The 21,838-nt window shown below is 64.8% G+C and carries 22 protein-coding genes; 13 read left to right on the top strand and 9 right to left on the bottom strand.

The features are described 5' to 3' along the window. Nucleotides 1-69 precede the first annotated feature (69 nt). From map to JAO75_RS05660, 3 genes are all read left to right on the top strand, one after another. Nucleotides 70-879 (top strand): type I methionyl aminopeptidase, encoded by an 810-nt coding sequence (gene map, locus JAO75_RS05670; RefSeq protein WP_199047425.1) that lies wholly within the window; start codon nt 70-72, stop codon nt 877-879. Nucleotides 880-983: 104 nt separating this feature from the next. Next, nucleotides 984-1,667 carry a RadC family protein gene (gene radC, locus JAO75_RS05665; RefSeq protein WP_199047423.1) on the top strand — a complete coding sequence of 228 codons (684 nt, stop codon included), beginning with the start codon at nt 984-986 and terminating at the stop codon, nt 1,665-1,667. A 69-nt stretch (nt 1,668-1,736) separates the two neighbouring features. Then, the gene (locus JAO75_RS05660) at nt 1,737-2,207 is read left to right on the top strand and encodes a PRC-barrel domain-containing protein (RefSeq protein ID WP_199047421.1); all 471 of its coding nucleotides are present in this window, start codon (nt 1,737-1,739) and stop codon (nt 2,205-2,207) included. 43 nt (nt 2,208-2,250) lie between these two features. Here JAO75_RS05660 and JAO75_RS05655 read toward each other — a convergent pair whose 3' ends face one another. After that, nucleotides 2,251-2,847, bottom strand: a complete 597-nt coding sequence (locus JAO75_RS05655) for an exopolysaccharide biosynthesis protein (RefSeq protein WP_199047419.1) — start codon at nt 2,845-2,847, stop codon at nt 2,251-2,253. A 70-nt stretch (nt 2,848-2,917) separates the two neighbouring features. Further along, nucleotides 2,918-3,187 carry an usg protein gene (locus tag JAO75_RS05650; RefSeq protein WP_199047417.1) on the bottom strand — a complete coding sequence of 90 codons (270 nt, stop codon included), beginning with the start codon at nt 3,185-3,187 and terminating at the stop codon, nt 2,918-2,920. A 282-nt stretch (nt 3,188-3,469) separates the two neighbouring features. Between JAO75_RS05650 and JAO75_RS05645 the strand changes: the two genes are divergently transcribed. Next, nucleotides 3,470-4,318, top strand: a complete 849-nt coding sequence (locus tag JAO75_RS05645) for a methionyl-tRNA formyltransferase (RefSeq protein ID WP_199047415.1) — start codon at nt 3,470-3,472, stop codon at nt 4,316-4,318. 356 nt (nt 4,319-4,674) lie between these two features. On the opposite strand, the gene JAO75_RS05640 is transcribed toward JAO75_RS05645, so the two are convergent. Together JAO75_RS05640 and JAO75_RS05635 are read right to left on the bottom strand one after the other, a co-directional pair. Further along, nucleotides 4,675-6,621 carry a PAS domain-containing sensor histidine kinase gene (locus JAO75_RS05640; RefSeq protein ID WP_199047413.1) on the bottom strand — a complete coding sequence of 649 codons (1,947 nt, stop codon included), beginning with the start codon at nt 6,619-6,621 and terminating at the stop codon, nt 4,675-4,677. Between the two features lie 662 nt (nt 6,622-7,283). Beyond that, on the bottom strand, nt 7,284-7,808 hold the full coding sequence (locus JAO75_RS05635; RefSeq protein ID WP_246742383.1) for a flavin reductase family protein: 525 nt from the start codon (nt 7,806-7,808) through the stop codon (nt 7,284-7,286). 299 nt (nt 7,809-8,107) lie between these two features. On the opposite strand from JAO75_RS05635, the gene JAO75_RS05630 reads away from it, so the two are divergent. The 7 genes from JAO75_RS05630 (at nt 8,108) to JAO75_RS05600 (ending at nt 14,158) form a co-directional block, all read left to right on the top strand. Continuing rightward, nucleotides 8,108-9,028, top strand: a complete 921-nt coding sequence (locus JAO75_RS05630; protein WP_199047411.1) for a branched-chain amino acid ABC transporter permease — start codon at nt 8,108-8,110, stop codon at nt 9,026-9,028. 14 nt (nt 9,029-9,042) lie between these two features. Then, nucleotides 9,043-10,455, top strand: a complete 1,413-nt coding sequence (gene livM, locus JAO75_RS05625; RefSeq protein ID WP_199047409.1) for a high-affinity branched-chain amino acid ABC transporter permease LivM — start codon at nt 9,043-9,045, stop codon at nt 10,453-10,455. Then, nucleotides 10,455-11,297, top strand: coding sequence for an ABC transporter ATP-binding protein (locus JAO75_RS05620; RefSeq protein WP_199047407.1), 843 nt, complete (start codon nt 10,455-10,457; stop codon nt 11,295-11,297). The genes livM and JAO75_RS05620 overlap by 1 nt, the downstream gene beginning before the upstream one ends. Continuing rightward, a complete protein-coding gene (locus tag JAO75_RS05615; protein WP_199047405.1) occupies nt 11,294-12,070 on the top strand; it encodes an ABC transporter ATP-binding protein in 777 nt (258 codons plus the stop codon). Before JAO75_RS05620 ends, JAO75_RS05615 begins: the two co-directional genes overlap by 4 nt. After that, on the top strand, nt 12,070-12,432 hold the full coding sequence (locus JAO75_RS05610; protein ID WP_199047403.1) for a DUF6867 family protein: 363 nt from the start codon (nt 12,070-12,072) through the stop codon (nt 12,430-12,432). Before JAO75_RS05615 ends, JAO75_RS05610 begins: the two co-directional genes overlap by 1 nt. A gap of 127 nt (nt 12,433-12,559) precedes the next feature. Beyond that, a complete protein-coding gene (locus tag JAO75_RS05605) occupies nt 12,560-13,687 on the top strand; it encodes a branched-chain amino acid ABC transporter substrate-binding protein (RefSeq protein ID WP_199047401.1) in 1,128 nt (375 codons plus the stop codon). A gap of 90 nt (nt 13,688-13,777) precedes the next feature. Further along, entirely contained in the window at nt 13,778-14,158 is a 381-nt protein-coding gene (locus JAO75_RS05600; RefSeq protein ID WP_199047399.1) for an ACT domain-containing protein, read from the top strand. Nucleotides 14,159-14,160: 2 nt separating this feature from the next. Here JAO75_RS05600 and JAO75_RS05595 read toward each other — a convergent pair whose 3' ends face one another. After that, nucleotides 14,161-14,628 carry a DUF1203 domain-containing protein gene (locus JAO75_RS05595; protein WP_199047398.1) on the bottom strand — a complete coding sequence of 156 codons (468 nt, stop codon included), beginning with the start codon at nt 14,626-14,628 and terminating at the stop codon, nt 14,161-14,163. A gap of 72 nt (nt 14,629-14,700) precedes the next feature. Continuing rightward, nucleotides 14,701-15,429, bottom strand: coding sequence for a cytochrome c biogenesis CcdA family protein (locus JAO75_RS05590; protein ID WP_199047397.1), 729 nt, complete (start codon nt 15,427-15,429; stop codon nt 14,701-14,703). A 96-nt stretch (nt 15,430-15,525) separates the two neighbouring features. Between JAO75_RS05590 and JAO75_RS05585 the strand changes: the two genes are divergently transcribed. Next, a complete protein-coding gene (locus JAO75_RS05585; RefSeq protein ID WP_199047396.1) occupies nt 15,526-16,551 on the top strand; it encodes a P1 family peptidase in 1,026 nt (341 codons plus the stop codon). Here JAO75_RS05585 and JAO75_RS05580 read toward each other — a convergent pair. After that, nucleotides 16,548-17,675, bottom strand: a complete 1,128-nt coding sequence (locus JAO75_RS05580) for a hypothetical protein (protein WP_199047395.1) — start codon at nt 17,673-17,675, stop codon at nt 16,548-16,550. The genes JAO75_RS05585 and JAO75_RS05580 overlap by 4 nt on opposite strands. A gap of 123 nt (nt 17,676-17,798) precedes the next feature. After that, nucleotides 17,799-19,040, bottom strand: a complete 1,242-nt coding sequence (locus JAO75_RS05575; RefSeq protein WP_199047394.1) for an NAD(P)/FAD-dependent oxidoreductase — start codon at nt 19,038-19,040, stop codon at nt 17,799-17,801. Between the two features lie 212 nt (nt 19,041-19,252). Here JAO75_RS05575 and rpe point away from each other — a divergent pair, with 212 nt between their 5' ends. Beyond that, nucleotides 19,253-19,924 (top strand): ribulose-phosphate 3-epimerase, encoded by a 672-nt coding sequence (gene rpe / locus JAO75_RS05570; RefSeq protein ID WP_199047393.1) that lies wholly within the window; start codon nt 19,253-19,255, stop codon nt 19,922-19,924. 23 nt (nt 19,925-19,947) lie between these two features. Here the strand turns inward: rpe and JAO75_RS05565 are convergent, their stop codons facing one another. Beyond that, nucleotides 19,948-21,528: a calcium-binding protein gene (locus JAO75_RS05565; protein WP_199047391.1), complete on the bottom strand. Its 1,581-nt coding sequence runs from the start codon at nt 21,526-21,528 to the stop codon at nt 19,948-19,950. Between the last annotated feature and the right edge of the window lie 310 nt (nt 21,529-21,838).

Raw genomic sequence — 21,838 nt, 5'->3', positions numbered from 1 at the left:
GCATCAGGTCTTTGCTTGCGTCAGCCGCGCCAATCCTTACATTCCGGACAACAGATCCAAGGATTGAGAATGACCGAAACCGATGTTGTCGAGCGCAGGCGCGGCGCCGAGATCCCGCTGCACGGCCCTGCCGATTTCGAGGGGATGCGACGCGCCGGCCGCATGGTGGCCGAGTGCCTCGACATGCTCACGGAATACGTGAAGCCCGGCGTGACGACCGAGTTTCTCGACAAGCTGGCGTTCGACTTCATCCGCGATCACGGCGCCTATCCGGCCTGCCTGCACTACCGCGGCTACACCAAGACGATCTGCACCTCGATCAACCACGTGGTCTGCCACGGCATTCCCAACGACAAGCCCCTGCGCGACGGGGACATCATGAATGTGGACGTCACGCTGATCCTCGACGGGTGGCACGGCGATTCGAGCCGCATGTACTATGTGGGCGAGGTGCCGCGCCGGGCGCAGCGCCTGTGCGAGATCACCTATGAGTGCCTCCTGCGCGGCATCGCGGCCGTCAAGCCGGGCGCCACCACCAACGACATCGGGGCTGCGATCCAGACCTATGCGGAAGCCGAGCGCTGCTCCGTGGTGCGGGACTTCTGCGGCCACGGCATCGGCAAGGTCTTCCACGACTCGCCCACGATCCTCCACTACGTGGAGCCGGCCTACAACGTGGAGCTGAAGGCCGGCATGTTCTTCACCATCGAGCCCATGATCAACTTGGGCAGACCGCAGGTGAAGGTGCTCGCCGACGGCTGGACCGCCGTGACCCGCGACCGCTCCCTCTCGGCCCAGTTCGAGCACATGGTGGGCGTAACGGAGACCGGCGCGGAGGTGTTCACCTACTCGCCCAAGGGCTTGGACAAGCCGTCGTAAAGTTAGCTCGACACTAGCCTGCCGCATCGCTTCTGGTCTACAAGGTAACAATGATGCTTCGGAAACCTCCCGGAGCCTCTTGAGGGCACGCAGCGACGACCGGCATGAGCGACGACCTTCCCCATTATCACGGCCATCGCGACAGGCTGCGCGCCCGCTTCATGGAAGTCGGCGGCGATGCGGTGCCGGATTACGAGTTGCTGGAACTCGTGCTCTTCCGCTCGATCCCGCGCCGGGATGTGAAGCCCATCGCCAAGGAACTGCTCAAGCGCTTCGGCTCCTTCGCCGAGGTGCTGGCCGCCTCCCCGGCCCGGCTCATGGAGGTGGACGGGATCGGCGAGAGCGTGGTCACGGACCTGAAGATCGTGGAGGCCTCCGCCCGGCGTCTCGCCAAGGGCGAGGTGGCCAAGCGCCCCGTCCTGTCCTCCTGGACCTCCGTTATCGACTATTGCCGCACCGCCATGGCCTTCATGGACAAGGAGCAGTTCCGCCTGCTTTTCCTCGACAAGCGCAACGCGCTCATCGCCGACGAGGTGCAGCAATCGGGCACCGTCGACCACACGCCGGTCTATCCGCGCGAGGTGGTGAAGCGCGCCCTCGAACTCTCGGCCTCGGCCCTGATCCTCGTGCATAATCATCCCTCGGGGGATCCCACACCCTCCTCCGCCGACGTCAAGATGACCCGGGAGATCATCGATGTGGCGAAACCCCTCGGCATCACCGTGCACGACCACATCATTGTCGGCCGCGAGGGCCATGCGAGCCTCAAGGGCCTGCGGCTGATCTGAGCTTGACCGCAGAACCAACCTCCCTCCGTCGCGTTACACCACCGTCAAAAACGCAATCGGGAGATGATGATGATAAAGCTGCTGACGGCGGGCCTGCTCGGCTCCACCCTCCTGGCCTCGGCCGCCATGGCCCAGACCGCGCCGTCCACGACGGCCCAGCCCTCCTCCGGCGCCAATGCGCCTGCCGGCATGAACTTCATGACCCGCCTCGAGGCCGGTCAGATGCTCGTCTCCAAGATCATGGATGAGGATGTGGTCGGCGCCGACAACAAGGACATCGGCGATCTCGAAGACCTGGTGTTCGACCGCAGCGGCCGCATCGTCGCCGTCGTGGTCGAGGTGGATGAGGGCCTCGGCGACCGCACCGTGGCCCTGCCCGTGAGCGCCGTCCAGATGAACGGTCCAGACGCGGCGACCACCGGTTCCGTCCAGGGCTCGAGCCCGAACTCCGCCCGCAGCAGCGACGACATGCGCATCGTCGTGACCATGCCGGTGGATCAGCTCAAGTCGGCTCCGGAATTCGAAGAAGACGACGACTAAGGCATTCCGATCCTGCGGCCGCCCAGGGTGGCCGCAGGCCCCCTCAGATCAGCGTGTCGATCCCGGTGAAGATCGCATAGACGAAGCCGAGGCTGAGGGTCAGGCCGATGGAGCCGATCAGAAGGCCTCCTACGACCACAAGGCCATCCCGTTCGACGAGCCCCAGGCCGACAAGGCATACGGCGAGGCCCAGGGGGATCTGCCCCACGAAGGGCGGCGCGAAGAGAAGCCCCAGCGACAGGACCAGAACGACCGCGCCCATGAGGCGCATGGCGAGCGGCGTGTCGAGGAATGTCATGCGCGGGCGGGAGATGCGCTCCAGGCGGCGGAAAGCGGGAACGGCCCGTCCGACCGCCCGCTCCACGTCCTTGCGGGCCATGGAGCGGTTCATGAGCTGGCTCGGAAGCCAAGGCGCCTCGCGGCCGAAAACGATCTGGACGGCGACAAGCGCCAGCAGCAGGCCGCAGACCAGCGGAATCGGCGGCGGCATGGGAAGGCAGTTGGGCAGCCCGAGCAGGACGATGAGGAGCGCGAAGGCCCTGTCCTGGAGCACCGCCATGATCTCGCGCACGGTGAGGCGCTCGCCTGGCTGGGACGCGAGGGCGAGCAGGATTTGGGACGTGCGCGCGTTGGAAAACAAGGAGCCCTGGCAGGTTCGAGGATGCTCAGGGCGCCTCTCTACCTGACTTAACGTCCGGGGCCAAGGCGTATCAATGAATGTTGATCTCTCCCTCGATGGCCCGGAACTCGGCGGGGCGGATCAGCTGCGCATGCGTGACGGTGACCGAGTGCAGGGGGCCTGCGAGCTCCCGTTTCCAGAAGTCGAGGAAGTCGATGAGCACGGGAAAGCGGGGAGCCAGATCGTATTCCTGCCAGATGTAGGTCTGAAGGAAGGTCGGGTGATCCGGCATGCGGTACAGGATCTGGGCGGTCGTCAGCCCGTAGCCTTCCATCTGGCGGATGAAATCATTTGAGACCATGCGAACTCCTTCTCAAGCCCAAGCGAGCCTTGTCGACAGGAATCCACCCGAAAAGCGCAGGCGGTCTCCTGCCCTATGCTCAAGGCTAAATCTTGAGTGCACTTTGAAGTTCCCGCAAGCGCATCGGACCCAAAAGCGGAAGGCACCTTCGGAATCCATCCGATGCTCATTATCCTAAGCGCATCGTCCGATGCGCGAATGGACTTGCACATCCCCGCGATCTTGCGTTGAGTGCTCGGGCCAGAGCCCGAACGGAAGCATCGTGAAAGGAGATCGCCGGGAATGCGCTTCGCCTTCGCGGGAATCGATTTTCTGGGAGATGTTTTCGAGACGTTCCTCGCCAGGGGCTGGGAGCCCGTCAAACTCTTCAGCCGCCCTTGCGACAGCATCTACGACTTCAACGACGTGACCCTGTCGCGCGCCCGCTCGCTGCGCCTGCCGGTGCAGATGTCGCGCATCCTCCCGGCCGACCTCGCCGGCCTGAAGGCCATGGGCTGCGAAGCCCTGGTGGTTGCAGGCTATCCGTGGCTGATCACCGGCTGGGAGCGGCATATCCCCCATGCGGTCAACTTCCACCCCTCGCCCCTGCCTCTGGGACGGGGTCCCTACCCGCTCTTCCAAGCCATCCTCGACGGTTTGCCCGAGTGGGGCGTGACGGCCCACGCGCTGGAGCCGGCCTTCGACACCGGCGCCATCGTGGCCCAGAAGCGCTTTGCCCTGAGCGGCGCGGAAACCCACGACACCCTGCTGTCCAAGTGCCAGATGGCCGCCAAGGAGCTTGCGGCGCAACTCGCCGAGGAGCTGCCCCGTCTCTGGGCCGAAGCCCGGCCGCAGGGGCCGGGCACCTACTGGCCCAGGGTCACGCAGGCGCAGCGGACGGTCGACTGGAACGGCAGCGTGCAGGACGTGCTGCGCACCATTCGCGCCTTCGGATCCATCGAAGCCTTTGCCCAGATCGAGTCCCGCTACGTCTATGTGCGGGAGGCCTCGGGCTGGGAGGAGCCGCACCGCTACAGGCCCGGCACCCTCGTCCACCGCCACCGCAGGCACATAGTGGTCGCCGCCCGCGACGGCTTCGTGCAGATCGACGGGTGGAGCCCCTATGCGCCGGGCTCGGCGAGGCAAGGATAGAAGGCCAGCCCTCTATCGCCGGCGCCTGATCAGCTTCCAGGCCTGGCGAAGGAGGAAGATATTGCGAAAGAACCTGAACATCGGATCACCTTTGTAAACCACGTGCTGGTCAAAGGCCTTCTCCGGTGGATGGTTCCAATCCCGTCGCACGCTCATCGCCGCGCGTGAATACCTTAGAGGCTGGCTCATAAAGGGCTGGCAGCTCTCCTCACGTCATCACCGGCCTTGTGCCGGTGATGACGTGAGGAGAGGCGCAACGCTTTTCAGCATCGGGATGGCCGGGACTGATCCCCGGATCAAGTCCGGGGCCGGCCATGACGGAAACCGAGGCGTGTTTCTCTTTATGAGCCAGCCTCTTAGGACAGCGGAGCGTCCACGGTGCACAGGACGCCGGCGGGATCGAATTCGATCCGGACGTTCCCGTTGAGCTCGCGCGCGAGGCTGCGTTCGATCAGGCGGGAGCCGAAGCCCTGTCGGGCGGGCGGCTGGACCGTCGGGCCGCCGCTTTCCTGCCAATGCAGGTGCAGGTGGCTTCCGGCCTCCCCTCGGACGACATCCCAGACGATATCGACCTTTCCCGTCGCGTTCGACAGGGCGCCGTGCTTCACGGCGTTGGTGGTCAGCTCCTGAAGCGCCATGGACAGGGCCAGGGCGATGCGGGGCGACAGGCGCGTCTCGGGCCCGTCGATGGTCAGGCGGTTCTCCCCCAGGGCTCTGTAGGGCTCGACGGCCTGGGCGACGACATCCTTGAGCTCGGCCCCTTCCCAGCTCTCCGTCGTCAGCACGTCATGAGCCCGTGCCAGCGCCATCAGGCGCCCTTCGAGAGCCTCCTTGGCCTCCAGCGCCGTCCCCGCATTGCGCAGGGTCTGAGCGGCGATGGACTGCACCGTGGCCAGGGTATTCTTCACGCGGTGGTTCAGCTCGTTGATGAGAAGCGTGCGCTGCTCCTCGGCCCTCTTCCGCTCGGTAATCTCGCGCTGGATGCCCCAGAGCCGCTTCAGCTGCCCCTCCTCGATGATCGCGATCATGCTGTTCTCGAAGTGCTTCGGATGCCCAGCCGCATCCTGCTCGACGGATTCCACGCCGGTGACACTGTACCCGGAGGCGATGATGCCCTTGAGATAGGCCCTGGCCCCGGGATCCGATGACGGCAGGGGAAAATCGAGGGTCTTGCCGATGAGGTCCTCGGCCCGGTCCAGCCCATACATGCGCGCCATGGCGTCGTTGCAGTCCACGAAGCGGCCGCTGCGATACGCCTGCTCGACCTGTTCCTCCACCGGCAGGCTCGTGTCGAGCGGGGGAGTGAACTCCAGGAGCCATATCCCCTCGGAGCTGTGGGTGATGAACGAGCGGTAGCGCTCCTGGCTGTCACGCAGCGCCGCCTCGGCATCCTTCTCGGCGGTAATGTCCCACTGGGCCCCGAGGGAGCGGACGAAGCGCCCGTTCGCATCCCGGACCAGCTTGGTGCGCGCCCTGATCCACCGCATCTCGCCGGTATCGGCGCGGGTGATCCGAAAATCGTATTCGAGGTGGCAATGGGCAGGATTGGCGACCACCCGGCGTGTCTCGGCTTCGATCCATTCCCGATCCTCAGGATGCACGAGGCAGATCCATTTCATGTACGAGAATGCATCGGCTTCGTCGTTCGGCAGCCCATAGAGATCCAGGTACTCCGGCGACGCGACGGCCTTGCCGGTTTCGCGATCGAATTCGAAGCTGCCGATCCGAGCCGCCTCCTGGACCTGCCTGAGCCGCTCCTCCGTGGGAGCATGGCTGGTTGCTTCGACCCCGGTCCCGTAAAAGCCGGCGACCCGGCCCATGTCGTCCCTGACGGGGGTGAGGGAGAACGTGAAGCCGCCGATGGGCCAGCCCAGCCGCCCGCCCGGTGAATCCGGTTGCCCGGCGGCGTCCTGCGCGTCCCCCGACAAAGCCGATTCGATCATCGCGCGATTCCGGCCCCAGATTTCGGGCCAGACCTCGCGCAAGGGCCTGCCCAGCGCTGCCGGATGGCCGGGTTCGAGGACCGACCGGAAGCTCTCGTTGTAGAGCAGCGTCAGCTCGGGGCCCCATACGAGAAAGGCAGGCTGCCCGGCGCCGATCATGAGGTCGGCAAGGGTGCGAAGGCTCTGGGGCCATGACGGCAGAGGACCGAGAGGGGTGGCCGCCCAGTCATGCGCCCGGATAAGGCGCCCCATCTCGCCCCTGCCCCGCAGCCAGGAGACGGCCCCGGCCGTCTCCGGTCCGCTGACGTCTTCGGGCTTTGTGAGAGGGGGCGCCTTCCCTGCCAGCAGGCCGTCGCTCATGGAGGGCCTGCGTGGTACGCCGGTGCGGCTAATCCTTCGACCATGGCAGGATCGGATCTGTTCCAGCTGCTCGGCATTTGTTGCTCGTAGCCCTGCGGATCGAGGGTTCAATGTGATAGAGCTACATAATCTCCTGATGCCTGGCTTCAAGGGACGGAGAAGATTCGCATCGGCTTGGCGGCATGACTCGGAAATCGCTGAGGTCGACCGATTGCGGGCCCGCAGAAAAGGGCACCTGCCCAGGGAGTTGGAATTGCGCGGAACCAAGCTTCCGTAACGGCATTAGCTCTCGGCGAAGGCCATGTGCCCCCAGGTCTTCGAGACCCTCAAGCCCTTCACCCCGGTGAAGGGCTTTTCCTTATCTCCGCAGCAAAAATCTCGCCCAGGTTGAACTCGCACTACCTCTTTGGAGTTAAGCCTCTGGAGGTACTGTTCACCTACAGCCCTCACAACTCAGGGCCGCCTCGCTGTCTCCCGGCAGGCCGGCCCTCTCTTTTGCCTTGCCCTGGAGCCCCCGAGCGGAAATTTCCCGCGAAGCTGAAACCACATCAGGGCTTGGTCATTGGGTCCGCGAGTGCTCTCCCGAGCCTTCAGGACCGGGAGGCCTCCTCATTTGCCGGCAACGGCAGGTGGGGAGGCCTTTCTCGCTCTACCCACAGGTCTCACAATTCGTGATAGTGCCGCCCCTGATAGACGAGAGGCGGCCTTTGCTCGCCGAGCCTGATGCGGACGATCTCGCCAATGATCACGTGATGGGTGGCGACCACGCGGGCATCGCCGATTCTGCAGTCGAAGGACACAAGACTCGTCGTCAGGGCGGGTGAGCCCGTGTCGAGAGTGCTCCACTCCCCCTGGCCGAACCGATCCGGCCCCTGGAGGCCAGCGCGGCCGGCAAAGACGGCTGCCAGATCCAAATCGGCGGCCGCAAGGGTGTTGACGCAGAAAACACGGTTCGAGAGCAGCGCCTGAGCGGAGCGGGACGCCGTGTTGATGCAGACGAGGAGCGAGGCGGGGCTGTCCGTCACGGGCGTGACCGCCGTTGCCGTGAACCCCGCGCGCCCGGCCTCGCCGTCCGTCGTGACCACATGAACGGCGCCCGCGACCCGGCTCATCCCCTCGCGAAAGAGAAGAGCGTCGGGGCTGCCGGCGGCCGCGGAGGTGGTGGAGGCTTGTGTCTTCAACATCATGATCCCGAACAGGCCTCTTTCACTCTTTCAGCACAGAGCACAAGGCCGTTGGCAACCATATGGCCCCTGAGCCGCCCCTTGGAAAGCGGCTGCATTTCGCCCGTCCGGCACCGTTCGGACGGATTTCCGGCGGGGATTCATCAATCTGAGCTATAGGAATCTTAACAGTACGTTGTGGAATGAAAATCGTTTTGCTAGAGACACCCGCACCTTACGTCAGGCTTGGCGATGTTCACGCATCGTGCTTTCCTTCATCGTTTCCCAAGAATGACCCCATTCCAGAGGGGCAAGGGTAGGACATGGAAATCTTTGTGCAGCAGCTCATCAATGGGCTGACTCTGGGGTCGATCTACGGCCTCATCGCCATCGGCTATACGATGGTCTTCGGCATCATCGGCATGGTGAACTTCGCCCACGGCGATGTCTTCATGCTCTCGGCGTTCATCGCGCTCATCTTCTTCCTGATCCTGACCACGTGGCTCGGAATCTCGTCCGTGGTGCTGGCCCTGTTCTTCGTGCTGATCATCGCCATGGTCCTCACCTCCCTGTGGGGCTGGACCGTCGAGCGCATCGCCTACCGGCCTCTTCGCGGCTCGTTCCGCCTGGCGCCCCTGATCTCGGCCATCGGCGTCTCGATCTTCCTGTCGAACTTCGTCCAGGTGGCGCAAGGCGCGCGCAACAAGCCCACGCCTCCGATGGTCCAGGACGTGATCGTCCTGTTCCAGGGCGAAAGCGGCTACAACGTCGCCCTGTCCTACAAGCAGGTCATCATCATGGTGGTCACGGCGGTGCTGCTGACGATCTTCTGGTACGTGGTCCAGAAGACCTCGCTCGGCCGCGCCCAGCGCGCCTGCGAGCAGGACCGCAAGATGGCCGCCCTGCTCGGCATCAACGTGGACCGGACGATCTCCCTCACCTTCGTGATCGGCGCCGCCCTCGCGGCCGTCGCCGGCACCATGTACCTGCTGTATTATGGCGTCGTGAGCTTCACCGACGGCTTCGTGCCGGGCGTGAAAGCCTTCACGGCCGCGGTCCTGGGCGGCATCGGCTCGCTTCCCGGCGCGGTTCTGGGCGGCCTGATCATCGGCCTCATCGAGACGTTCTGGTCGGCCTATTTCTCCATCGAGTACAAGGACGTGGCCGCCTTCTCGATCCTCGCCATCGTATTGATCTTCATGCCCTCCGGCATTCTCGGACGGCCTGAGGTCGAGAAGGTTTAAGGAGCCCGACCACCATGAACGCTCCTTCCATCACCACGACAGCCAAGACCAACACCGTGTCGAGGCATTTCGACATGGCTGCGGCCTTCAAGGACGCCCTCAAGGCCGCCTTGATCATGCTGGGCCTGTCCATCCCGATCCTGGTCTACAAGACGGACCAGAGCGGCGCCGACCTGTTCCTCACGCCCCGCTGGGGGCTCGTGGCGATCGTCTGCGCCATCGTGTTCGGCCTGCGCCTGGTGCTCCACGCCTTCACGGCATCGCGGGCCTATCGCCAGGCGACGCCGAGCCCTCATCAGGCGACGGAACCCGTCCACGCGATGCCGAGCGCGTTCCAGCACGTGTCCCGCTTCGCCATCCCCTTCTTCGTCGGGGTGGCGGTGACCTTTCCGATCCTGGTCTACCTGATCCAGGGCGGATTGAACGAGTCGCGCTACTGGGTCGACCTGGGCATCCTGATCCTCACCTACGTGATGCTCGGCTGGGGCCTGAACATCGTGGTGGGCCTCGCGGGCCTGCTCGACCTGGGCTATGTCGCCTTTTATGCGGTCGGGGCCTATTCCTACGCCCTGCTCTCGACCACGTTCGGCCTGTCCTTCTGGATCTGCCTGCCGCTCGCCGGCATCCTGGCGGCCTTCTGGGGCGTGATCCTGGGCTTCCCGGTGCTGCGCCTGCGCGGCGACTACCTGGCCATCGTGACGCTTGCCTTCGGCGAGATCATCCGCCTCGTTCTCATCAACTGGGTGGACCTGACCAATGGCGGCGCCGGCATCTCGTCGATCCCGCGCGCGACCTTCTTCGGCATTCCGTTCAGCTCGGGCGAAGGCGGCTTTGCCGATACCTTCGGGCTCGAATTCAACGGCATGCACAGGATGATCTTCCTGTACTACCTGATCCTGGCCCTGGCGCTGCTGACCAACTTCGTCACCATGCGGCTGCGCAAGCTGCCCGTGGGACGCGCCTGGGAAGCCCTGCGCGAGGACGAGATCGCCTGCCGGTCGCTCGGCATCAACACCACGAACACCAAGCTGACGGCATTCGCCATCGGGGCCATGTTCGGCGGCTTCGCGGGATCGTTCTTCGCGGTCCGCCAGGGCTTCGTCTCGCCGGAGAGCTTCAACTTCCTGGAATCGGCGATCATCCTGGCCATCGTGGTCATGGGCGGCATGGGCTCGCAGATCGGCGTGGCCATCGCGGCCATCGTGCTGGTCGGCGGCCCCGAAATCCTGCGCAACCTCACCTTCCTCCAATCCGTCTTCGGCTCGGGCTTCGACCCGAACGAATACCGCCTGCTGCTCTTCGGCGCCGGCATGGTGGCGATGATGGTGTGGCGTCCGCGCGGCCTGATCTCGGAACGTGAACCCTCGGTGATCTTGAAAGAGCGTAAGGCCATCTCGGGCTCGCTCGTGAAGGAAGGACACGGCTAATGCGCTGGCTGCAGGATCCCATCCTCGACGTACAGCATCTCACGATGCGCTTCGGCGGCCTGGTGGCCGTCAACGACCTCTCCTTCAAGGCGGGGCGCGGCGAGATCACCGCGCTCATCGGCCCGAACGGCGCGGGCAAGACCACGGTCTTCAACTGCATCACCGGCTTCTACAAGCCTACTGAGGGCATGATCGCCCTGCGCAAGCCCGATGGCTCGCACCTGCTCCTGGAGCGGCTGCCCGGCTTCGACATCAACTGGAAGGGTAAGGTCGCCCGCACCTTTCAGAACATCCGCCTGTTCTCCGGCATGACCCTGCTCGAGAACCTGCTGGTGGCCCAGCACAACCCGCTGATGATCGCCTCGGGCTTCACGTTCCTCGGCGTTCTCGGGCTCGGCGGCTATCGCAAGGCCGAGAAGGAGGCCATCGAGAAGGCCAAGTTCTGGCTGGAGAAGACCCGGCTCATCCACAGGGCCGACGAACCGGCCGGCGACCTCCCCTACGGCGACCAGCGCCGCCTGGAGATCGCCCGCGCCATGTGCACCGACCCGCTCCTGCTCTGCCTGGACGAGCCGGCGGCCGGCCTCAACCCGCGCGAATCCCTGGAGCTGAACCAGCTCCTTCTGTCGATCCGCGAGGAACAGGGCACCTCGATCCTCCTAATCGAGCACGACATGTCGGTGGTGATGGAGATCTCCGACCACGTGGTGGTGCTGGACTACGGCACCAAGATCTCGGACGGCCTGCCCGTTGAGGTCAGGAACGACCCCAAGGTCATCGCCGCCTATCTCGGCGTGGCCGACGACGAAGTCGAGCAGGTCGAAGCGGAGATCGGCGCATGAGCACCGCTGGAGCAGATATCGCGATGCAGAGTTCCCAGACTGCCGCTTCCCGCCAGCCGCTCCTCAGCGTGCGCGGCGTGAAGACCTATTACGGCAACATCATCGCCCTCAAGGGCGTGGACATGGACGTCAACGAGGGCGAGATCGTCACGCTGATCGGCGCCAACGGCGCCGGCAAGTCGACGCTGATGATGACGATCTTCGGCAACCCGCGGGCGCGGGAAGGCACGATCACCTATGCGGGCCAGGACATCACCAAGATGCCCACCCACGAGATCGCGCACATGTCCATCGCGCAGTCGCCGGAAGGCCGCCGGATCTTTCCGCGCATGACCGTGTTCGAGAACCTGCAGATGGGCGCTTCCATGAACGGGATGGCCCATTTCGACCATGATCTCGAGCGCGTCTGCACCCTGTTCCCGCGCCTGAAGGAGCGCCTGCAGCAGCGCGGCGGCACGCTCTCGGGCGGCGAGCAGCAGATGCTGGCCATCGCCCGCGCGCTCATGAGCCGCCCGCGCCTGCTCCTCCTCGACGAGCCGTCGCTGGGCCTTGCTCCGCTGATCGTGAAGCAGATCTTCGACATCATCAAGGAGCTCAACGAGAAGGACGGCATGACGGTCTTCCTCGTGGAGCAGAACGCCTATCACGCCCTGAGGCTGGCCCATCGCGGATATGTGATGGTGACGGGCAACATCACCATGAGCGGCACCGGCAAGGAACTGCTGAACGATCCGCAGGTCCGCGCGGCCTATCTCGAGGGAGGACATCACTGATGCAGGGCATCCTTTACGAAGAACCCTCGATCTGGCTCTTCCTGCTCATCACCGTGATCATGGGCGGCTGGGCGGCCTGGATGACCGGCCGCGCCATCGCCCTCACCTGGCGGCCGTTCTGGACCCTGATCCTGTACCTGTTCGTTCTCGGCGCCGCGGTGCGGTTCATCCACTACGCCCTGTTCGGCGGAACCCTGCTGTCGATCCACTACTATGCGGTCGACACCATCGTGCTGCTGATCATCGGGTCGCTCGGCTTTCAGTATCGCCGGGCCCGGATGATGACCACCCAGTACAGCTGGCTCTATGAGCGGAGCGGCCTGTTCTCCTGGCGGGAAAAGGCTTCTACGACCAAGGGCTAAGGCGGAAAAATTCCAGCGTGACATCCGCTTAAAAACAAGCATGATGGCATCTGGATGGCGGGGAAGACCCGCCAAACCGGCCCCACGAGGAAGAGGGGCCTATAAAACCACCCAGAGGAGTGACCTCATGAAGAAAATGCTGTTGACCGGCGTGGCGCTTGGTCTTGGCCTCGCCTTCTCCAGCGCTGCCAGCGCCCAGATCAAGATCGGCGTTGCTGGCCCCATCACCGGCCCGAATGCTGCCTTCGGCGCTCAGCTGAAGAACGGCGCCGAGCAGGCTGTCGCCGACATCAATGCCGCTGGCGGCATCAATGGTCAGAAGGTCGAGCTCATCGTCGGCGACGACGTGTGCGATCCGAAGCAGGGCGTTTCGGTGGCGAACAAGTTCGCGGCCGAGGGCGTGAAGATGGTCATCGGCCACTTCTGCTCGGGCGTCTCGATCCCGGCTTCGCAGGTTTACGAAGAGGCCGGCATCGTTCAGATCTCGCCCGCTTCCACGAACCCGACCTACACCGAGCGCGGCATGTGGAACACCTTCCGCACCTGCGGCCGTGACGACCAGCAGGGCGGCGTTGCCGGCGCTTATCTCGCCGACAAGTTCAAGGGCAAGAAGGTCGCGATCATTCACGACAAGACCCCCTACGGCAAGGGCCTCGCCGACGAGACCCAGAAGACCATGAATTCCAAGGGTCTGAAGGAAGTCGTCTATGAAGGCGTCAACACGGGCGAGAAGGACTACTCCGCTCTCGTGTCGAAGCTGAAGCAGGCCGGCGTCGACGTCGTCTACTTCGGCGGCCTCCACACGGAAGCCGGCCTCATCATCCGCCAGATGCGCGATCAGGGCCTCCAGGCTCCGATGATGTCGGGTGACGGCATCGTGTCGGCCGAGTTCACCTCGATTGCCGGCCCGGGCGCCGAGGGCACCCTGATGACCTTCGCTCCCGATCCGCGCAAGAACCCGGCGGCTCAGGAAGTCGTGAAGAAGTTCCGCGACAAGAACTACGAGCCCGAGGCTTACACCCTGTACTCCTACGCTGCGGCCCAGGTTCTGGCCGACGCTGCGAAGCAGGCTGGCAGCACGGACGGCAAGAAGGTTGCGGACGCCATCAAGTCCGGCAAGCCTTTCAAGACCGTGATCGGCGATCTTTCCTTCGACAAGAAGGGCGACATCACCCGTCCTGACTACGTCGTGTATGTCTGGAAGAAGGGCGCCGACGGCAAGATCGACTACACCGGCAACGAAGTCGGCATGTAATCGACCGGCCTCGAGCCGAACAATCGAGAACCCGCCCTGGCGACAGGGCGGGTTTTCTTATGCCAGATCCTCACTCAGGCGCACCCGCACATGCCCGCTCTTGCCCTTACCCTGCTTGAAGCCCCCTACGCCGTCTGCCGTTTTCCGGCCGGTGCGCCGGTTCCCGCCCCCTCGCCCGGCGCCTTCTCGCTCCTGGTCCAGGCCGTCGAGGAAACCACCCTCGTGTGCCCCCTTCACCAAGCGCCCCCCGAGGCCGAAACGGACGCGGGCTGGCGCTGCTTCAGGATCGTGCAGAGCTTCGACTTCAGCGTGCCGGGGATTCTCGCGTCCGTGCTCGAACCCCTGGCCAGGGCCGGCATCGGCATCTTCGCCACCTCGACCTTCAGCACCGATTACGTGCTGGTGAAGGAGCAGGATGCGGACCGCGCCGTGGCGGCCCTGCAGGCCGCAGGGCACCGGGTCGACGGCTGACGTCAGGCCCTTTCGATCCTGGCCGCGAAGCATCCGCGGCGGGCGAAGTGGGCGTCCACATGCGCCACGTCCGGATTGGCCAGGAAGCGCTCGATGAGGCGCAAAACCTCCTCACCCTCGCCCACCTCGGCATCGACGATGAAGGCGTTGGCATCGTAGGCGCGCAGGGACAGAAGCCGGTCCCGCAGCATCGGCGGCAGCTCGCCGCGATAGCTTCCTGTCTTCGCAGAACGGCTGACGAAGATCGGCCCGGCCGAGCGGTAGGGCGAGGTCGGGGTCGTCTGGTGCGCATGGTTGAGCAGCAGCAGCTCCTCCCCTTCTTCGACCCGCTGCAGGGCGATCCGGCAGGGGTACATGTCGGGGGCATCGGCGACGACCCGCTTGGCCCCGAGAGCGGCGAGGCTGGCCTCATCCATCTGGAAGAGGGGTGCGAAGGCCTCGTTTTCGAGGCCGCGAATGTGAAACGTCATGGGTGATCTCCTGTGAGAGATCCCCAGAATGGACGGCCTGCTCTGGGCCTGCGACCCGATTCCTGTGCGACCTTATCCCAACCGTCCGAGCGCCGGGAACGTCTCCAGCAGCCAGAAGGACATGTTGGTGATCCAGCCGGTGAGAAAGGCGACGCCGGTCAGGACGAGGAGGACGCCCATGACTTTCTCGATCAGCAGGAAGCGCGAGCGCATGCGCTTGAGAAGCGCGACGAACGGCTTCATGGCAAAGGCGGCGAGCAGGAACGGGATGCCCAGGCCGGCCGAATAGGCGGCCAGCAGCAGGGCTCCCCGGGACACGCTGTCCTCCGAGCCCGCCACGGTGAGAATCGCCGCCAGCACCGGGCCGATGCAGGGCGTCCAGCCGAAGGCGAAGGCCAACCCCATCACATAGGCGCCCCAGAGCCCGACCGGTCGGGTCACGCTGAACCGCGCCTCGCGATAGAACAGGCCGATGCGGAAGACCCCGAGGAAGTGCAGGCCCATGACGATGATCGCGATGCCCGCCACCGTGCTCAGGACGTCGAGATACTGCCGGATCACCTGCCCCAGGGCGGAGGCCGTGGCGCCGAGCAGCACGAACACGGTGGAGAAGCCCGCCACGAACAGGAGCGCCGCCAGAACCGCCCGCCTGCGGACCGCGCGGTCGTCGCCCGCGCTCAGCTGGTCGAAGGTGGTGCCGGCGAGAAACGACAGGTAAGGCGGCACCAGCGGCAGAACGCAGGGGCTTAAAAAACTGATGAGGCCGCCAAGGGCCGCGGCCGGATAGGAAACGCTGAGCATGACAGCCTTCTATCCCGTCGCCCCGGCTTTAGAAAGCCGCTGAAGCGCCGCTTCGCCAGCTTGTGAAGAGGGCCGGTTTCCGCTTTGCTTAAGGCCATGACCCAGACCCGCAATCTCATCACCGACGTGGCAGGCCTTCGCATCGGCAATGCCCACGACGCGGCCCTCGGCTCCGGCGTCACGGTGGCGCTCTTCGACGAGCCCGCCGTGGCCTCCTATTGCGTGATGGGCGGCGCACCGGGCACCCGCGACACGGACCTGCTGGAGCCCGACAAGGTCGTGCCCGGCGTCAACGCCATCGTGCTCTCCGGCGGCTCCGCCTTCGGGCTGGACGCGGCAAGCGGGGTTCAGGCCTATCTGAGGGAGAAGGGAATCGGCTTCGGCGTGGGCTCAGCCCTGGTGCCCCTCGTGCCCCAGGCCATCACCTTCGACCTGCTCAACGGCGGCAACAAGGAGTGGGGGCGCTATCCGCCCTATCGGGAGCTGGGCTACGAGGCCGCTCAGACGGCGGCACAGGACTTTGCCCTCGGCACCCAGGGCGGCGGATACGGCGCCACGACCGTGAACCTGAAGGGCGGCCTCGGCTCTGCCAGCACGACGACCAGCTCAGGACATACCGTCGGAGCGCTCGTGATCGTGAACGCCCTCGCCTCGACAATCATCGGCCAGGGGCCGCATTTCTGGGCCGGGGGCTTCGAGCACGGCGACGAGTTCGGCGGCCTCGGCCTTCCGGAGCGGATCACGCCGGAGATGCGGCAGCTCGACTGGAAGGGCCGCAGCCGGGAGAGCCCCCCGCCGGTCTCGACCACCATCGCCCTCGTGGCAACGGATGCGGTGCTGACCAAGGCCCAGGCCAAGCGCCTCGCCATCGTGGCTCATGACGGACTGGCAAGGGGCCTGCGCTTCGCCCACGCGCTTTACGACGGGGACACGATCTTCGCCGCGGGCACGGGCCGCAAGCCCATGCAGGACGAAGCCGGCGACCTTATCGAAATCGGGGCCCTGGCCGCCGACTGCCTGACCCGCGCTATCGCCCGCGGCGTCTACGAGGCCACGGCCCTGCCCTATCCCGATGCGCAGCCGTCTTGGAGAGATCGCTACGGGATGGATGCATCTCCCTAGGAGGCGAACGCCACCCGCCTTCCCGCTTGGCTGAGTTCCGGGTCATGGCGGAGCTGCCACAGGAAGCTCGCCACGCGGCTCTCGAGCCTGCTCTGGGTTCTGCCGAGCGTGCGGTCGAGGACCGCCTGAACGTTCTCGGTCGTGGCCAGCAGGGCGGCGGCCATTCGCGGGGATGCGGCCGCGATGTGCCGTGCCCAGCGCTGAGCCTCGCCGGCATCGATGGCGAACCGGGTCCGCACCAGATCCATGAGCCGGTTCTCCGAATGGGCCGGCCGGATCATCAGCAATGTGGCCTCACAGCCGAACAGGTCCTGGGCAGCCCCGCAGATGGGGACCAGATAGGCGACCGCCGGCCCGTGCTCCTCCGTGGCCGGCAGCCGGATCGGGCCGCGCAGCTGATCGAACAGACCGGCCGTGATCCGCCTCAGGCTGTCGCTCAAGACCCGTTGCGCATTGTCATCCGTGAAGGCGACCCGGTCGCCGGCCCTCACATGGATCTGAGACAGCCGGCTCTCCATGAGGCTGTTGCAGGCCAGCAGCCGTCCGTTCCGGGTGAGGACGGCCGCCGGAACATCCATGAACTGCAGGGAGGATACGACGGAGCGAGCCTGCCGCGTTCCGAGGCGGCTGAACAGGAGCGAGGCGCGGGCGAGATGCGACCTCAGCCTGTCGAGTCTGATCCTCAGCTCGTCGCTCATGGGCCCGTCACCATAGGGGCGCTCGAACCGTATGGCGATGTGGCCGCCTCCGGGAATCTGCATGATGGCCCCGGCGGACCAGCCGGCTCCGCGCGGCCGGATGAAATCCCGATACAGAGGGCTGGAATCGAGCTCGCCCGGCGCGTAGATCTCGGTCTCGTCGAAGAACCGGAGATGCTGCCGCTGGCCGGCCCTGTCGGACCAGTCATTCCGCAGATGCCAGCCGCCGGCATAGAAGTCCTGCATGATGGGGCAGAAGCGGTCTGTGGCCACCCAGGATCGTTCACCGGCTCCCGAGACCACGCTCATGGAGCCGCCCTCGGTCCCTGCAAAAGCTGAAATCTGCTCGAGAACCTGGAACCAACCCTCAGGAATGATGGCAGCTTCGTAGATGTCTCTGATCAGCGACTGATCGCTCGCCAACATTCGCCCCCGTAACGTTGGAGCGGATCATAATCATTCCGACCCCCCTTTCAAGCGTTTTCCCCTCCAAATGGATAGGATAACGTTCCGACAGGGGAAAAGCGCAACCGGGGGTGGAAAAATCTTCTAGAACCGATCCGCCCGGTAGGGGTTCGGATCCACTGCCGGTGTCTCGCCCGTGATCATCTCGGCGAGCAGCAGACCCGTCACCGGGCCGAGGGTGAGGCCGTGATGGGCGTGACCGAAGCCGAACCAGAGGTTCTTGTGGCGGGGCGCCGGGCCGATGATCGGCATCATGTCCGGCGTGCAGGGGCGCATCCCCATCCAGGGCTCCGGATCCACCCGCTCGCCCAGGGGGAAGAACTCGCGCGCGATCGGCTCGGCCCGACCGAGCTGCACCGGGGTCTTGGGCGCATCGCGGTGGGCGAACTCCGCCCCTGTCGTAAGCCGGATGCCCTTGGACATCGGCGCCAGGAAGTAGCCGCGGTCGAAATCGAGGGTCGGCCGGTTGAGCACCGCATTGCCCTGCGGCTTGTAGTGCATGTGGTAGCCGCGCTTGACCGCCAGCGGCAGGTTGTAGCCGAGGCGCTTGGTCACCACGTCGGCCCAGGCGCCGAGCGCCACCACGACGGCGCCGGCTTCCACAGGCCCCCGCTCGGTCTGGACGCGCCAGCCGGTCGGGGTCTCCTCCAGGGTCTTCGCATCGCCCGCCGCCAGCTCGCCGCCGAGGCGCTCGAACAGGCCCACATAGCCCATGGTCAGCATGTGCGGGTCCGACACGGAAGCCGGATCGGTCCAATGGATGCCGCCCTTGGTCTCCACCTTGAGGTGCGGCTCGCGCTCGGCCACGCCCCTGGTGTCGAGGGCATCGAAGTTCACGCCGAAGTCGCGCTTCACCTCTTCCGCGTCCCTGAACTGCTCGTCGCGGCTCTTCTCGTCGCGAAACACCTTCATCCAGCCGGTCGGGCGGATCAGGTGCGTGGAGCCGGATTCCTCGGCCAGCGCCATGTGCTCCCTGACGCTGCGCTCGATCAGGGGCGCGTACATGCGCGCAATCGCCTTGTGCTGGGCGGGACGCGAATGCATCCAGTACTGCCACAGGAAGGGCGCGAGCTTGGGGATCGCGGCCCAGTGGTAATGGGCGTCGATGGTGTTGTTGAGCGCATAGCGCAGGAGCGCGCCGAAATCGTGCGGGAAGCCGTAAGGGTAGACGCCCTCGCGCTGGATCAGGCCGGCATTGCCGAAGGAGGTCTCCTCGCCGGGCTTGCGCTTGTCCACCAGCAGAACCGACCGCCCGCGCTTCTGCAGGTGCACGGCGATGGACACGCCGACGATGCCGGCCCCGAGAACAACCACATCCTTACGCATGAAGGCCCTGCCCCATCTCAGGCGCCCCTCATGGGTGAAAGGCGCATTCGTATCGTTCAACCGAGGCCATCTTTACTCCTCCTGGACCGAGGCCGTCCACGGATTTCCTGCTGCAAACCGACCTCTCCCCAGGTGAGTGGTATTGGATTGGTTCTTGTTTGTGCCCTATCGACCCGTTGCCGTCGGGGCAGGCTCGTGCTACCGGCGCGGCCATGACACGCCCCCTTCTCATCGCCCCCTCGATCCTGGCCTCCGACTTCTCCAAGCTCGGCGAGGAAATCCGCGCCATCGACGCTGCCGGCGCCGACTGGATCCACATCGACGTGATGGACGGTCATTTCGTGCCGAACATCACCATCGGGCCCGACGTGGTGAAGGCCCTGCGCCCCCACACCTCCAAGGTTTTCGACGTGCATCTGATGATCGCGCCGGTCGATCCGTATCTCGAGGCCTTCGCCAAGGCGGGCGCGGACATCATCAGCATCCATGCCGAGGCAGGCCCGCACCTGCACCGCTCCCTCCAGACGATCCGGGCGCTCGGCAAGAAGGCCGGCGTGGTGCTCAACCCCGGCACCCATGAATCCGCCATCGAGCCCGTGCTCGACATGGTCGACCTCGTCCTGCTGATGACCGTCAACCCCGGCTTCGGCGGCCAGGCCTTCATCGGCTCCGTCTGCGACAAGGTCCGCCGGATCAAGACCATGATCGGCGACCGGGACATCGACATCGAGATCGACGGCGGCGTGACGGCCGAGACGGCCCCCCTGGTCGCCGCCGCCGGCGCCAACGCGCTCGTGGCCGGCTCCGCCACCTTCAAGGGCGGCCCATCGGCCTACGCGGCCAACATGGCGGCCATCCGCGAGGCGGCGGCAAAGGCGCGTTAAGCGCCCTGCCGCCGCGCCAGCGGTCAGTAAACGCTGAAGTCGCTGTTCGTCATCTTAAGGTTTTTCGTGAGGGTGGCGAACTTGATCTGAGCCACGCCGCCGATGCCATCGGCGTCATAGTAAAGGGCTCCGGCCTTCTTGTCGTAGATGATGCGGTCGCTCTTGTCGTGAGCCTTTGACCCGGTATGAAAGGCAGAGTCCTTAAGCCACCCACGCTTCAGCTTTGCGAAGGCCGCATCGTCCAGATAGATGGTGTCGTTCTTGACCGAGTAGCCGATAACCCGGTCCAAATTGCCTTTCTTCTTCGGCGCGGAGTCGAACACAAAACCATCCCGTCCCGTCCCGCCCGTCAACGTGTCGTTTCCGTCTCCGCCATAGAGCCAGTCATTCCCAGCGCGTGCACTCAGCACATCGGATCCCAGATTGCCCCGCAGTGTGTTGGTCCCGGCACTTCCATAGATCCTGTCGCCGAACTGGCCGCCATAGACGCTCTCGATATCCGTGAAGCGATCGGTTCCGCCGAAGCCGTCGAGGGCTACTCCACTGACGAGATCGACCCTCACGCCACCGAGGCCGCCGCGGGTCTTGTCGACCGAATAGGAGATGGTGTCCGCACCTGCTCCGCCCGCTATGACGTCGTCACCGCCCATGCCATGGAAGATCTCATCGCGGGATGAGCCGTTGAGAGTGTCGGAATTGCCCGTTCCGCGAATCCCTTCGATGCTGACGACGGTGTCCGTCCGGCCCCACTGATCCCTGACCCACCCCGCCGCAAGGTCCGCCACGATCGCACCTGGACCGGCATAATCCACATAGCTGAGCGTATCGAAGCCCTCTCCCCCATCCAGGGTGTCGGCTCCCTCGCCGCCGGAGAGGAAGTCGTTGCCGGCAAGTCCATAGATCTGATCGTTTCCGCTCAGGCCGAAGAGGGTATTCTCAAGGTTGTTGCCGACCAGATTGTCCGCATAATAGGTCCCCTCGAGCCCCTCGATGGAGATCAGGCGGTCCATGCCGCCCCAAGGATCGAAGATGTCTCTCTGGCGCAGATCGATTCGGGCCCCGAGGCTGTTCTCGTCTCCACCGACGACCTCATAGTTCCAGTAGGAGACGAGATCATAGCCGGCGCCGCCATTGACCACGTCGTTGCCGGAGCCCGGCGTCACGTCGTCGTCTCCGGCACCGCTGCTGATGTTGTCGTCGCCGTCGTAGCCGTAGAAGGAATCACGGCTGGCACTGCCGATCAGGACATCGGAGCCGCTGAAGAGATGGCTGATCAAGCCGATCTCACTGTACATGTCGACGCCGAACATGGGGCCGATCTCGCCCAAGGCGATGCTCAGCCCGCTGATTTCCGCGACTTTCCTCTCATAGGCGCTGTCCCAGAGAGCGATGCTCGTGATCGTCCCGGCTATCCAGGGATTCTCCTGGTCGCGGTCGTATTGAAAGCCGTATCCGGTCAACACGACGCGGTTGAGGTCCGACGTGCTAAGCACGATCGTCGTGGGCGACGTGTACCGGACCGATCCTTGCCCCACTCCATTGAAGAAGGAATTGATCCGGAAAAGCTCGTCAGGATAGTTGGCCGTGGTGATCAGGACGCTCATGGAACTCGCTCGTATTTTATAACGTATCGAGAATTACCTCTTTCGGCGCGACTGTCCAGGCGCAATCCGAGGTTGTTGCCCCGTTCCGACAGATGCCGCCCTGTCCCCGCTTGCCTTGGAACGGGTCATCCAATAGCGAACAGGACATTATTTGCAGACAGAGCCCACGCGCATGCCGAACAGGCCTGTCCGCTCGTCTTGAGCCGCTTGCAGGAGATGCCACCATGATCCCCCGTCATAGGGGTCAAGCTTCGCGTTTTCGTTTGAGATCAGCCCTTTAGGGTTTCAGTAGATTCGGACGGCCATCGTC

This window comes from Microvirga splendida, from assembly GCF_016427565.1.
In the GTDB taxonomy this organism is placed as follows: Bacteria; Pseudomonadota; Alphaproteobacteria; order Rhizobiales; family Beijerinckiaceae; genus Microvirga; species Microvirga splendida.
This window is presented reverse-complemented; position numbering and strand designations above follow the sequence as displayed.